Below are 12,604 nucleotides of genomic sequence, written 5' to 3'. Positions count from 1 at the left end.
CGGCGGCGTCGGCGGCGGCCAAGCCGGCAACGGCGGCAACGGCGGCGAAGGAGGCACCGGCGGCCTGGGCGGCACCAACACCGGCACCACCAGCGGCGCCGGCGCCACCGGAGGCCAAGGCGGCACCGGCGGCAAAGCCGGCGCAGCCGGCGCCGCCCCCGACAACGCCACCACCGGCTCCAACGGCACCGGCGGCAACGGCGGCCAAGGCGGCGACGGCGGCCAAGGCGCCGCCGGCACCACCGGAACCACCGCAACCACCCCCACCGCCGGCGGCAACGCCGGCACCGGCGGCCAAGGCGGTAAAGGCGGCACCGGCGGCGACGGCATCAACGGCACCGGCGGCGGCAACGGCGGCCAAGGCGGCAACGGCGGCCAAGGCGGCGACGGCGGCAACGGCGGCCAAAACACCGGCACCACCGGCACCGCCAGCGCCCGCGGTGGCATGGGCGGCAACGGCGGCAGAGGCGGCGACGGCGGAACACCCGGCGCCGGTAACACCCTGGGCGGCAACGGCGGCAACGGCGGCCAAGGCGGCAACGGAGGCAACGGCGGCTCGAACACCGCCACCGCGTTCGGTTTCGCATCCGGGGGCGGCGCCGGCGGCGGTGGCGCCGGCGGGGACGGTGGCAATGGCGGAGGCGGCTCCGCAATCGGAGGAACCGGAGGCAAGGGCGGCGGTGGCGGTACCGGCGGACCGGCCCTCAACTCGGCCACCAACGCTCTTGCCGGTGGGGGCAGCGGCGGAGGCGGCGGTGGAGGTGGGACCGCCACCGGCACCACTGGCGGAAATGGCGGGGGCGGCGGCGGCGGCGGCGCCGGCGCGTCGGCCGGCAACGGAGCATACGCAGGAGGTGGCGGTGGAGGTGGCGCGGCCGGAGGTCCCGGCGGTGTCGCAGGAAACGGTGGCCACGGTGGAAACGCCACCTACCAGCTCTCTATGGGCGGCGTCGGCGGCAGCGGTGGGGCCGGGGCTACTAGCGGCAACGGCGGCGGAGGCGGCGGCGGTGCGGCAGGGTGGGTTCAGGGTGTGCCACCCGCAGTCGGTGCGCCCGGCGGCAATGGTCACGGCGGCGCAGAAACCGGGTCGAAGAGCGGGGAGGGCGGAGTGGGTGCCGCTGATAGCTTCAACCTTTATGGAGGCAACGGCGGCACCAGACCGGGCATGGGAGGCGGCGGAGGTAATGGCTATGCGTACGGCCCCACCGAAACCACCGCCGGTCTCCCCGGGCGGTCCAGCTGACCCCGGCTGGCCACCCTTACGGCGAGACCTGCAGACACTCCGCTAGGGATGCGCAACCGAGGCTGCCAGGAGGCCGAGCGCGATCACCGGGAATAAACCCTGCGTCACCGCCGCCCGCGCCTTATCGCGCGCCGAGATCAGCAGCACCACCGCAGCGGCCGCCATCGACCCCACGCCCGCGAAAATCAACGCGGCGCCAGGGACCCGGCGATCCAGCAGCACCAAGACGATGCCGACACCGGCGACGACGGCCAGAAACAGGTTGTAGAAGCCCTGGTTGAACGCCAGCAGCTTGGTGGTTTCGGCTTCCTCCGCGGTGGTGCCGAAGGTCGCGCGGGTGCGTTTCGACGTCCAGGTGAACGACTCCATGGTCCAGATGTACACGTGCAGCACCGCAGCCAGAGCGGCGAAAACCAGAGCGGCAGTGACCATCTCACGTCCTCCTAGTCGAACAGTCCAGGCTGGTTGACTCCCGCCGGTGGCGTCATGCCCAGGTGCGTCCAGGCTTTCGCGGTCGCTACCCGGCCGCGTGGTGTCCGTGCCACCATGCCCGCGCGTACCAGGAAAGGCTCGCACACCTCCTCCACCGTCGCGGCCTCCTCGCCGACCGCCACCGCCAGCGTGGACACCCCGACCGGCCCGCCGCCGAAGCTGCGGGTCAGCGCCGACAACACCGCCCGGTCGAGCCGGTCCAGGCCCAGTTCGTCGACGTCGTACACCTCCAGCGCCGCCTTGGCGACATCGCGGGTGATGACACCGTCGGCGCGCACTTCGGCGTAGTCGCGGACCCGGCGCAACAGCCGGTTGGCGATCCGCGGCGTCCCGCGCGAGCGGCGCGCGATCTCCGCACCGGCCTCGCGGCCCAACTCGATGCCCAGGATTCCGGCCGAGCGGGTCAGCACCCGTTCCAGCTCGGCGGGTTCGTAGAAGTCCATGTGCGCGGTGAAACCGAACCGGTCCCGCAGCGGGCCGGTCAGCGCCCCGGACCGGGTGGTCGCGCCGACCAGAGTGAAGGGGGCCACCTCGAGCGGAATGGATGTCGCCCCCGGACCTTTGCCGACCACCACGTCGACCCGGAAGTCTTCCATGGCCAGATAGAGCATCTCTTCTGCGGGCCGGGCGATGCGGTGGATCTCATCGATGAACAGCACGTCATGCTCGACCAGGTTGGACAACATCGCGGCCAGGTCACCAGCCCGCTCCAGGGCGGGACCCGACGTGACGCGCAACGAGGATCCCAGCTCGGCGGCGATGATCATCGCCAACGACGTCTTACCCAGTCCGGGTGGCCCGGACAGCAGGATGTGATCGGGAGTTCCGCCCCGGTTCTTGGCACCCTCGATGACCAGCTGCAACTGCTCGCGGACCCGCGGCTGCCCGATGAACTCGCGCAGCGAACGCGGCCGCAGGCTGCCGTCGATGTCGCCCTCGCCGACGGCTAGCGTCGGGGCCACGTCGCGCTCGTCGAAGTCGTCGCTCATTTCTTGCCCAGCAGCGACAGCGCGGCCCGCAAGGCCGTCGATGTGGTGGCCTCCCGGTGCTCAGCCAGCACTTTGTCGGTGGCCTCCTCGGCCTGCTTGGCCGCAAAGCCCAGGCCGATCAACGCCTCCACTACCGGACCGCGCACCGCGTGGCCGTTCGCGGCGGCCGCCGGGCCGGCCGAGCTCACCGCGCCGATCTTGTCGCGCAGCTCCAGCACCATCCGTTCGGCACTGCGCTTGCCGATGCCGGGCACCCGGGTCAGAGCGGTGACGTCACCGTCGGCCAGCGCCTGCCGCAGGGTGGCTGCGTCATGCACGGCCAGGGTCGCCATCGCAAGGCGCGGCCCCACCCCGGACACCGATAGCAGCGTCAGGAACAGGTCCCGGGTCTCGCCGTCGCAGAACCCGTACAGGGTCATCGAGTCTTCCCGCACAATCATGGCGGTGATCAACCGGGCTTCGCTCCCCTGCCGCAGCGTGGCCAGCGTCGACGGCGTCGCATTCACCCGGTACCCGACGCCGGCCGCCTCGATGACCGCATGATCCAGCGCCACGAGGAGCACCTGACCGCGTACCGACGCGATCATCGGGCGGCCTTCAGCTTGGCCTGGTAGGCGCGCCGATGCTCCGCAGCCAGCGCTTCAGCCGCGGCCATCCGCGCAATCATCGGCGCCCGCCAGCAGTGGCAGATGGCCAGCGCCAGCGCATCGGCGGCGTCGGCCGGCGTCGGCTTTGCCTGCAGCGCAAGGATTCTGGTGACCATGGCAGTAACCTGCGCCTTGTCGGCGGCGCCGTTGCCGGTCACCGCGGCCTTGACCTCTGAAGGCGTGTGGAAGTGCACCTCGATGTCGCGCTTGGCCGCTGCCAGCGCGATCACGCCACCGGCCTGCGCGGTGCCCATCACCGTCGACACATTGTGTTGGGAGAACACTCGCTCGATGGCCAGCACGTCCGGATGGTGGGTGTCCAGCCAGTGCTCGACTGCGTCACTGATGGCCAGCAGCCTTCGATGCAACGGCTCGCCCGACGGGGTGCGGACCACGTCGACGTCCAGCGCGGTGATCTGCCGCCCGCGCCCGTTCTCCACCAGGGACAGCCCGCATCGCGTCAACCCGGGATCGACGCCCATCACCCGCACCACAGCTCCCCACGTCGCACCGAACAGCTGTTCGATAGCGTAACCGGTGCCGGTGACATCGTCGGCCAGGGACACGCTGGGTAGGTTGTGAACCGTGCCGCTCCACCAGCTAGCCGTCACCCCGGCCGACGTATCCGGAGCACGGTTGGGATTGACACTCAACGAGGCCGCCCCCAACCCGCTGGCGACCTGTCGATTGGACCATCCGCGCGGCGGGGCGTTGTTGCTTGGCGTGCTGGGCGCGTCGCATGTCGTGGTCGCCGAGCACGGCGGCCTCCGGTTCTCCGAGCAGGTGTCCTGCACTGCCGGCGGCAATCTGCCCGAGCGCTCCGAAGCAACCGGCTACACCCTGCGCTCACATATCGAAGGGCATGACGCAGCCGGATTCCGCGCGCTTGCGCGCGAACTGCGGACCCAGTGCGCAGGTCAAACCGGCTGGCTGGGCGGGGTGTTCCCGGGTGACGACGCCGCACTGACGGCACTGGCCGCCGAGCCCGACGGCGCCGGATGGCGGTGGCGGACCTGGCACCTGTACCCCACCGAGGCCGGCGGGATGGTGGTGCACACCGCGAGCCGGTGGCACCCCTAACCGCAGTTACTCCTCGTCGAGCGCGGCCAGCACCTCGTCGGACAGATCGACGTTGGTCCACACGTTCTGCACGTCGTCGCTGTCCTCCAGCGCGTCGACCAGTTTGAACACCTTGCGGGCGCCCTCCACGTCGACCGGCACACTGACTGACGGCTGGAAGCTGGCCTCCGCGGACTCGTAGTCGATACCGGCCTCCTGCAGGGCGGTGCGTACCGCGACCAGGTCGGTGGGTTCGGAGATCACCTCGAAGCTGTCGCCGAGGTCGTTGACGTCCTCGGCCCCGGCTTCCAGCACGGCGGTCAGCACGTCGTCCTCGGTGAGGCCGTTCTTCTCCAGGGTGACGATGCCCTTGCGGGTGAACAGGTACGACACCGACCCGGGATCGGCCATATTGCCGCCGTTGCGGGTGACCGCCACCCGGACCTCGCCGGCCGCGCGGTTGCGGTTGTCGGTCAGGCATTCGATCAGTACCGCAACACCATTGGGTCCGTAGCCCTCGTACATGATGGTCTGATAGTCGGCGCCGCCGGCTTCCTCACCAGCGCCGCGCTTGCGGGCCCGTTCAATGTTGTCGTTGGGCACCGAGGTCTTCTTCGCCTTCTGGATGGCGTCGTACAACGTCGGGTTACCCGCCGGGTCTCCCCCGCCGGTGCGGGCGGCGACCTCGATGTTCTTGATCAGCCGGGCAAATTCCTTGCCGCGGCGGGCGTCTTTGACGGCCTTCTGATGCTTGGTGGTGGCCCACTTGGAATGGCCGCTCATGACTCTGACTTACCTCTTTCGCTGAAAAGTTCGCCCATCGAGTCTACGTGGCGCCTGATTCGCCCGGCTTGATCCACCTCCGCCGGGACAACCGCCACGCAACCGCTACCCCGTAACCCTGAATCGGTGGGGTGGTGTCCGCTCGTATTGTCGGCGCGACACTCGCACAAAGCAGTTCCAGCAAATTGACGAACGGGTTGCAATGCACGGGTTACGCTTCGCGCCAATGATCGCCGGACGGGCCTGGGGATCGTGTCGTGAAGGTGAGGGTCGTCGATGTCGTATGTGTTTGCTGTTCCTGAGTTGATGGCGGCGGCGGCCGGTGACGTGTCCGGCATCGGGGCGGCGGTGCAGACAGCGAACGCTGCGGCCGCGGCGACCACGACGCAGTTGGCGGCGGCAGCTGGTGATGAGGTGTCGGCGCTCGTCGCGGCCCTGTTCGGGGCGCACGGGCAGCAGTATCAGGCCTTGAGTGCGCAGGCGGCGGGGTTTCATGAGCAGTTTTTGCAGACCTTGGCCGGGGCCGGTCAGGCGTATGCCGCGGCGGAGGCCGCCAGCATTGAGCAGTTGCTCCTCGGGGTGATCAATGCGCCCACGCAGGCGTTGCTGGGACGGCCATTGATCGGTGATGGAGCCAGCGCCACTACGGCGGGGGGTCGCGGTGGTGACGGTGGCTTGTTGTTCGGCAACGGCGGAAGCGGTGCGGCGGGGGCGGCCGGGCAAAACGGTGGAGCGGGCGGGTCGGCGGGGTTGTTCGGCACTGGGGGCCGGGGTGGCGACGGTGGTGCGGGCGCCAACGGTGCAGCGGGTGTGGCAGGCACGGCGGGCGGCAATGGTGGTGCAGGCGGTGCGGGTGGATTCTTCTTCGGTCAGGGCGGGGCCGGTGGGGCCGGTGGGATGGGTGGAAACGGTGGCACGGGGGCGTCAGCGGTCGCGGGTAGTGGCGCGGCAGGTGTGTCTGGGGCGGTTGGTGGGGCCGGTGGCCAGGGTGGTGCTGGTGGTGCGCACGGGTTGTTCTTTGGTAATGGCGGTAGCGGCGGCATGGGCGGTAGCGGGGGTACGGGTGGTTTAGGCGGTGACGGTGCTTCGGCTGCCGGTGCGGCCGGGGGTGCCGGGGGCAGCGGGGGCACCGGGGGTGCGGCCGGTGCCGGTGGTGCAGGCGGGTCCGGGGGCGGTGTGGCAGGCGCGGCCGGCACGGGTGGGCAGGGCGGGGTCGGCGGTAACGGCGCTATTGGCGCCGACGCCAGCGGTGTGCTCGGTGACGGGACTGGTGCTACCGGGCTTTCCGGAGGCGCGGGTGGGGCCGGTGGCACGGGCGGGAACAGCGGCGTCGGGGGTACTAATGGCTCGGGCGGACAAGGCGGTATTGGCGGGGACGGTGGGCGTGGCGCCGACGGCGCGGCGACGGGGGTGACCGGCGGTACCGGCGGCACCGGCGGGCAGGGCGGTGCTGCGGGCGCCGGGGGGGCGGCCGGTACCGGAGGTACCGGTGGGACCGGCGGATCTTTGGGGACCGGGGGTGCGGGGGGCCGCGGCGGCGACGGTGGATCGGTGAGCCTGACTACTGCGGCTGCCGTGACCGGTGGCGATGGTGGCCAGGGCGGGACGCCCGGTGTCGGCGGCGCCGGCGGTGACGGCGGCAGGGGCGGCGACGCGAACAACTACGGATCGGGTGATGCCACCAGCGGTGCCGGCGGCGCCGGCACGAGCGGGACCACCGGCGGCAACGGCGGCGCCGGCGGCTACGCCGAGGCCCACGGGGTGTCGGCGCAGGCCAACGCAGGTGCTGGCGGGGTGGGTGGTACCGGCAGCGCCGGGCGCGGCGGCAACGGCGGCGACGGCGGCTCGGCGTCCATCTACAACGGCGGGTCGGCGGTCAACGTCGTCGGAGCCAACGGCGCGGCGGGTGGTACCGGCACGACCGGCGGCGGCAACGGCGGCAACGGCGGCAGCGCGTACACCACAGGGTCGGGCACGGTCACCGGCGGTGACGGTGCGGCCGGGACCAACGGTGCCACCGGCGGCGATGGCGGCGCCGGCGGCACCGCTACGACGTCCGGATTCGGGCAGGTCACCGCGGGTGCGGGCGGGGAGGGTGGTACCGGCAGCGCCGGGCGCGGCGGAAACGGCGGCGACGGCGGCTCGACGGCCATCTTCCACGGCGGGTCGGCAGGCAACGCGGTCGGCGCCAACGGCGCGGCGGGTGGTACCGGTACCACTGGCGGCGGCGACGGCGGCAAGGGCGGCAACGCGACCACCTTAGGGTCGGGCACGGCCACCGGCGGCGACGGGGCGGCTGGGGCCAGCGGGGCCACCGGCGGCAACGGCGGCAGAGGTGGCAACGCCGAGGCCTACGGGTCCGGTCAGGTCACCGCGGGTGCGGGCGGGGTGGGCGGTACCGGGACCGCCGGGCGCGGCGGCAACGGCGGCAACGGCGGCGCGGCGGCCAGCTACGACGGCGCGTCGGCGCTTAACGTGGTCGGCGCCAACGGCGCCGCTGGCGGTGTCGGCACCACCGGCGGGGGCGACGGTGGCAATGGCGGCTACGCGTTCACCTCCGGGTCGGGCTCCGCCACCGGCGGTAATGGGGCCGCCGGGACCAGCGGGGCCACCGGCGGTGACGGCGGCAACGGCGGCGACGCCAGAGCCAGCGGGTCCGGGCAGGTCACCGCAGGTGCGGGCGGGGTCGGTGGTACCGGTACCGCCGGGCGCGGCGGCAACGGCGGCGACGGGGGCTCGGCCTTCATCACCAACGGCGCGTCAGCGCACACCGTGGCCGGCGCCAACGGCGCCGCTGGCGGTGCCGGCACCACCGGCGGCGGCAACGGCGGCAACGGCGGTAATGCCGAAACCGCCGGGTCAGGCACCGCCACCGGCGGCGACGGGGCCACCGGGACCAGCGGGGCCACCGGCGGCAACGGCGGCAACGGCGGTAGCGCCACGACCTTCGGGTCCGGGCAGGTGAACGCCGGTGCGGGCGGGCTGGGTGGCACCGGCACCGCCGGGCGCGGCGGTAACGGCGGCGACGGCGGCGCGGCGTCCATCTTCAACAGCGCGTCGGCGGCCAATGCGGTCGGTGCCAACGGCGCCGCCGGCGGTACCGGCACCACCGGTAGCGGCCACGGCGGCAACGGCGGCGACGCGTTCACCGATGGGTCAGGCACCGCCACCGGCGGGAACGGGGCCACCGGGACAAGCGGGGCCACCGGCGGCAACGGCGGCAACGGCGGTAGCGCCACGACCTCCGGGTCCGGGCAGGCCACCGCGGGTGCGGGCGGGGTGGGCGGCACCGGCACCGCCGGGCGCGGCGGCAACGGCGGCAACGGCGGCTCGGCGGTCATCACCAGCAGCGCCTCGGCGCTGAACGCGGCCGGCGCCAACGGCGCCGCGGGTGGCACCGGCACCACCGGCGGCGGCAACGGTGGCGACGGTGGCAACGCGTTCACCACCGGGTCAGGCACCGCCACTGGCGGGAACGGGGCCGCGGGGACCAGCGGGGCCACCGGCGGCAACGGCGGCAACGGGGGCAACGCCGAGACCCAAGGGTCCGGACAGGCCACCGCGGGTGCGGGCGGGGTAGGCGGCACCGGCACCGCCGGGCGCGGCGGCAACGGCGGCAACGGCGGCTCGGCGACCATCCTCAACAGCGCGTCGGCGCTCAACGTGGCCGGTGCCAACGGCGCGGCAGGCGGCACCGGCACCACCGGTAGCGGCCACGGCGGCAACGGCGGCAACGCGAGCACCGCCGGGTCAGGCACCGCGACCGGCGGTAACGGGGCCGCCGGGACCAACGGGGCCACCGGCGGCAACGGCGGCAACGGCGGCTACGCCGAGACCCAAGGGTCCGGGCAGGTCACCGCGGGTGCGGGCGGGGTAGGCGGCACCGGCACCGCCGGGCGCGGCGGCGACGGTGGCGACGGCGGCTCGACGATCATTCGTAATCACGGCTCGGTGGTCAACGCCGTCGGCGCCAACGGCGCGGCAGGCGGCACCGGGACTACCGGCGGCGGCAACGGCGGCAACGGCGGCTACGCATACACCGAGGGTTTGGGCACCGCCACCGGCGGTGACGGGGCCGCCGGGACCAACGGGGCCACCGGCGGTGACGGCGGCAATGGCGGTGCGGCGATCATCAACAACGCGGCGTCCACGGTGACCGCCACAGCGGGCGCCGGCGGCAACGGCGGGACCGGCAGCGCGGGCGCGGGCGGCGACGGCGGCGACGGCGGCAACGCAACCAACTTCGGCAACCCCGCCAACGCCGTTGGCGGCAGCGGTGGAGCTGCGGGCGCCGGTACACCACCCGGCTCGCCCGGCATCGATGGAACCCCGTAGTCCGGTCGATTTATCCGCCGCGTAGTCGTCGTCTGGGGTTGCCGCTGCGGCGATGCCGCTCTTCGAGTCGTGTGAATCATGCGGCCGGTGCTCTGAACCTAGTGGCGGCCCTCGACCATTTCGACGAACAACCGATGCACCCGCCGGTCTCCCGTCATCTCCGGGTGGAACGCCGTCGCCAGCACCGCACCTTGGCGTACCGCCACGATGTGCCCGGCCGCTCGGGCCAGCACCCGCACGCCCGAGCCGATCCGCTCGACCCAGGGTGCCCGGATAAACACGGCACGTACCGCAGAATCCAACCCCTCGAACGGGATATCACCTTCGAATGAATCGACCTGACGTCCAAAGGCGTTGCGCCGCACCGTCATATCGATCCCCCGCAACGGCAGCGCGGCGCGGCCGTCGGCTCCGGCATCGAGAATCTCGGTGGCCAACAGGATCATTCCGGCGCACGCCCCGTACGCCGGCAGCCCGTCGGCCAGCCGCGCGCGCAGCGGCTCGAGCAGGTCGAAATCACGCAACAGATGGCTCATTGCGGTGGACTCCCCACCCGGAAGCACCAGCCCGTCCACCGCGTCGAGTTCGGCGCGGCGGCGCACCGTCAGCGCGTCGGCGCCGGCTTCACGCAGGGCGGCCAGATGTTCGCGGGTGTCGCCCTGCAGCGCAAGCACCCCGATCCGCGGCGGGCTCACGACCGGTAGTCACGCTTGAAGCGGGTCAGCCCCTCCTGCATCACCGCGGCCACCATCTCGCCGCTCTGGTTGAAGATCTTGCCCTGGCACAGCGCGCGGCCCCCGCCGGCCGACGGCGAGGACTGATCGTAGAGCAGCCATTCGTCAGCGCGGAATGCCCGCATGAACCACATCGCATGATCCAGCGACGACACCTGCAGGTGCTGGCGTTCCTCCATATGGTTGACCTGCGCCGAGCCCAGCAGGGTCAGGTCGCTCATGTAGGCCAGCGCACAGATGTGCAGCACCGGGTCGTCGGGCAGCGGGTCGCGGTGCCGGAACCACACCTGCTGCTGGGAAGCCTTGCCGGGCAACAGCTTCAGGTTCTCCCGCGGCACGATGCAGACGTCCCACTCCTCGAACTGCTTGAACCCCGCGTCGTCGAATACCTTCACCGAGTTCAGGCCGGGCAGTCCATCCGGTGGCGGCGCCGCAGGCATGGCGTCCTGATGGTTGATGCCTTCCTGGTCGGTCTGGAACGACGCACCCATGCTGAAGATGATCTCGCCGTGCTGGATCGCGTTGACCCGCCTGGTAGCGAACGACCCCCCGTCGCGGGTCCGCTCGACGATGAAGACCGTGCGTTCCTTGGCGTCTCCCGGGCGCAGGAAATAGCCGTGCAGCGAGTGGACCTGATAGCGCGGGTCGACCGTGCGCACCGCCGAGACCAGCGACTGACCGGCCACATGACCGCCGAAGGTGCGCTGCAAAAATCCCGATTCCGGGCTGAACACGCTACCGCGGTAGATGTTGACCTCGAGCTGCTCGAGATCGAGGATCTCTTCGATCGCCACGGATAGTTCTTACCAGCCGCGTCGGGCCAGGCGATGCGGCTCCGCGATCTCCTCCACGTTGATGCCGACCATCGCTTCGCCCAAGCCGCGCGACACCTTGGCCAGCACGTCGGGATCGTCATAGAAGGTGGTGGCCTTGACGATCGCCGCGGCCCGCTGGGCCGGATCGCCGGACTTGAAGATCCCCGAGCCGACGAACACGCCCTCGGCGCCGAGTTGCATCATCATCGCGGCGTCGGCCGGGGTCGCGATGCCGCCGGCGGTGAACAGCGTGACCGGCAGCTTGCCGGCGCGGGCGACCTCCACGACGAGATCGTAGGGCGCCTGCAATTCCTTTGCGGCAACGAACAATTCGTCCTCGGACAACGAGGTGAGCCGACGGATCTCACCGCCTATGGCGCGCATGTGCGTGGTCGCGTTGGAGACGTCGCCGGTGCCGGCCTCGCCCTTGGATCGGATCATCGCCGCACCCTCGGTGATGCGTCGCAACGCCTCACCCAGATTGGTGGCACCGCACACGAACGGCACGGTGAAGTTCCACTTGTCGATGTGATGGGTGTAGTCGGCCGGGGTAAGCACCTCGGATTCATCGACATAATCCACCCCGAGGCTCTGCAGTATCTGCGCCTCGACGAAGTGCCCGATCCGGGCCTTGGCCATCACCGGAATGGTGACCGCATCGATGATGCCCTCGATCATGTCGGGGTCACTCATCCGCGATACCCCACCCTGGGCGCGGATGTCCGCGGGCACCCGTTCCAGCGCCATCACTGCGACGGCGCCGGCGCCTTCGGCAATCCGGGCCTGCTCTGGGGTGACGACATCCATGATGACGCCGCCCTTGAGCATCTCTGCCATGCCCCGTTTCACCCGGGCGGTTCCGGTTTGGGCCCCGTTCTGCTGGGTCTCCACTACTCTCCTCGACTCTCGATTCAGGGGTCCAGTCTAGTGGTCCGCGACAAATCGGTTTCCCGCTGCGGGGCTGCGTCACCCGCGTTCGGCTGATTCGGGCCGGGCTTCATCTACCACCTACCCACAAGGCTCGGCCAGAAAGTTTGAGTGAGTGTGATGTCTCAGGACATCGGTGTCAGTTCTATATCAAGACATCGGTGACGGTTGATGACCGCCTTGACGAAGACGGCGATCGCGGCCTGGGCGGTCTCACCCCACGCCACGTGCCAGGCGACGGCAAAGCGAGAGTGGTCGTCGATGAGCTACAGGATCACGCACGTGCGTCCGCCGGTCAGAACGTACTCGGTGCCGTCGAGTTGCCAGCACGCATTCGGGGCCGGATAGACGAACCGCCGCCACGCCGACCCGAGGCTTCTTCTTCGGTTCCAGTCGAGCCACGCCGGCCTCGCGGAAGATGGTCCCGAGACATCACAGAAGTCTGAGTCAGCAGAATTTGGTATAATCGAACGTATGTTCGAGCAGTTGTGTGATGAGGCGCCGCCGCCTCGGGAGGACCCGTCGCTGTATTGGGCCTGGATCGATGACATGACCAAGGTGTGGCACCAAGCCCTGAAAG

At 71.2% G+C, this 12,604-nt stretch carries 10 protein-coding genes and 2 pseudogenes; 3 read left to right on the top strand and 9 right to left on the bottom strand.

Annotated features, from left to right (window positions below; all coding sequences use genetic code 11):
- Positions 1–1,243, top strand: a pseudogene (locus AC5Y6Y_RS25700) (PE family protein); the annotation flags it as partial.
- Positions 1,244–1,285: 42 nt separating this feature from the next.
- On the opposite strand, the gene AC5Y6Y_RS25695 reads toward AC5Y6Y_RS25700, so the two are convergent.
- The 4 genes from AC5Y6Y_RS25695 to ruvC are packed head-to-tail and all read right to left on the bottom strand — an operon-like array spanning position 1,286 to position 3,862.
- Complete coding sequence (locus AC5Y6Y_RS25695; RefSeq protein ID WP_473140370.1) at positions 1,286–1,675, bottom strand: DUF1304 domain-containing protein; 390 nt, start codon at positions 1,673–1,675, stop codon at positions 1,286–1,288.
- Positions 1,676–1,686: 11 nt separating this feature from the next.
- Positions 1,687–2,724 (bottom strand): Holliday junction branch migration DNA helicase RuvB, encoded by a 1,038-nt coding sequence (gene ruvB, locus AC5Y6Y_RS25690; RefSeq protein ID WP_463824961.1) that lies wholly within the window; start codon positions 2,722–2,724, stop codon positions 1,687–1,689.
- A complete protein-coding gene (gene ruvA / locus AC5Y6Y_RS25685) occupies positions 2,721–3,311 on the bottom strand; it encodes a Holliday junction branch migration protein RuvA (protein WP_463824960.1) in 591 nt (196 codons plus the stop codon). The genes ruvB and ruvA overlap by 4 nt, the downstream gene beginning before the upstream one ends.
- A complete protein-coding gene (ruvC, locus tag AC5Y6Y_RS25680; protein ID WP_463825431.1) occupies positions 3,308–3,862 on the bottom strand; it encodes a crossover junction endodeoxyribonuclease RuvC in 555 nt (184 codons plus the stop codon). Before ruvC ends, ruvA begins: the two co-directional genes overlap by 4 nt.
- A 94-nt stretch (positions 3,863–3,956) precedes the next feature.
- Between ruvC and AC5Y6Y_RS25675 the strand changes: the two genes are divergently transcribed.
- Positions 3,957–4,451 (top strand): DUF2617 family protein, encoded by a 495-nt coding sequence (locus tag AC5Y6Y_RS25675; protein ID WP_463824959.1) that lies wholly within the window; start codon positions 3,957–3,959, stop codon positions 4,449–4,451.
- Between the two features lie 6 nt (positions 4,452–4,457).
- Here the strand turns inward: AC5Y6Y_RS25675 and AC5Y6Y_RS25670 are convergent, their stop codons facing one another.
- Positions 4,458–5,213 (bottom strand): YebC/PmpR family DNA-binding transcriptional regulator, encoded by a 756-nt coding sequence (locus AC5Y6Y_RS25670; RefSeq protein WP_463824958.1) that lies wholly within the window; start codon positions 5,211–5,213, stop codon positions 4,458–4,460.
- Between the two features lie 276 nt (positions 5,214–5,489).
- Between AC5Y6Y_RS25670 and AC5Y6Y_RS25665 the strand changes: the two genes are divergently transcribed.
- Positions 5,490–9,548, top strand: coding sequence for a PE family protein (locus tag AC5Y6Y_RS25665; RefSeq protein ID WP_473140369.1), 4,059 nt, complete (start codon positions 5,490–5,492; stop codon positions 9,546–9,548).
- Between the two features lie 98 nt (positions 9,549–9,646).
- Here the strand turns inward: AC5Y6Y_RS25665 and pdxT are convergent, their stop codons facing one another.
- From pdxT to AC5Y6Y_RS25645, 4 genes and pseudogenes are all read right to left on the bottom strand, one after another.
- Positions 9,647–10,243 (bottom strand): pyridoxal 5'-phosphate synthase glutaminase subunit PdxT, encoded by a 597-nt coding sequence (pdxT, locus tag AC5Y6Y_RS25660; RefSeq protein WP_463824956.1) that lies wholly within the window; start codon positions 10,241–10,243, stop codon positions 9,647–9,649.
- Complete coding sequence (tesB, locus tag AC5Y6Y_RS25655) at positions 10,240–11,076, bottom strand: acyl-CoA thioesterase II (RefSeq protein WP_463824955.1); 837 nt, start codon at positions 11,074–11,076, stop codon at positions 10,240–10,242. Before tesB ends, pdxT begins: the two co-directional genes overlap by 4 nt.
- Positions 11,077–11,085: 9 nt before the next feature.
- Entirely contained in the window at positions 11,086–11,988 is a 903-nt protein-coding gene (pdxS, locus tag AC5Y6Y_RS25650) for a pyridoxal 5'-phosphate synthase lyase subunit PdxS (RefSeq protein WP_473140368.1), read from the bottom strand.
- 209 nt (positions 11,989–12,197) lie between these two features.
- Positions 12,198–12,453, bottom strand: a pseudogene (locus AC5Y6Y_RS25645) (DDE-type integrase/transposase/recombinase); the annotation flags it as partial.
- Positions 12,454–12,604 lie beyond the last annotated feature (151 nt).

This window comes from Mycobacterium sp. NGS24, assembly GCF_059813065.1.
Note: the sequence above shows the minus strand (reverse complement) of the source record. Positions and strands in the feature narration are given on the sequence as shown.

Coding starts and splice junctions, on each gene's coding strand:
- AC5Y6Y_RS25695 (WP_473140370.1), bottom strand. CDS start 1,675: ATGGTCACTGCCGCTCTGGTTTTCGCCGCTCTGGCTGCGGTGCTGCAC.
- ruvB (WP_463824961.1), bottom strand. CDS start 2,724: ATGAGCGACGACTTCGACGAGCGCGACGTGGCCCCGACGCTAGCCGTC.
- ruvA (WP_463824960.1), bottom strand. CDS start 3,311: ATGATCGCGTCGGTACGCGGTCAGGTGCTCCTCGTGGCGCTGGATCAT.
- AC5Y6Y_RS25670 (WP_463824958.1), bottom strand. CDS start 5,213: ATGAGCGGCCATTCCAAGTGGGCCACCACCAAGCATCAGAAGGCCGTC.
- AC5Y6Y_RS25665 (WP_473140369.1), top strand. CDS start 5,490: ATGTCGTATGTGTTTGCTGTTCCTGAGTTGATGGCGGCGGCGGCCGGT.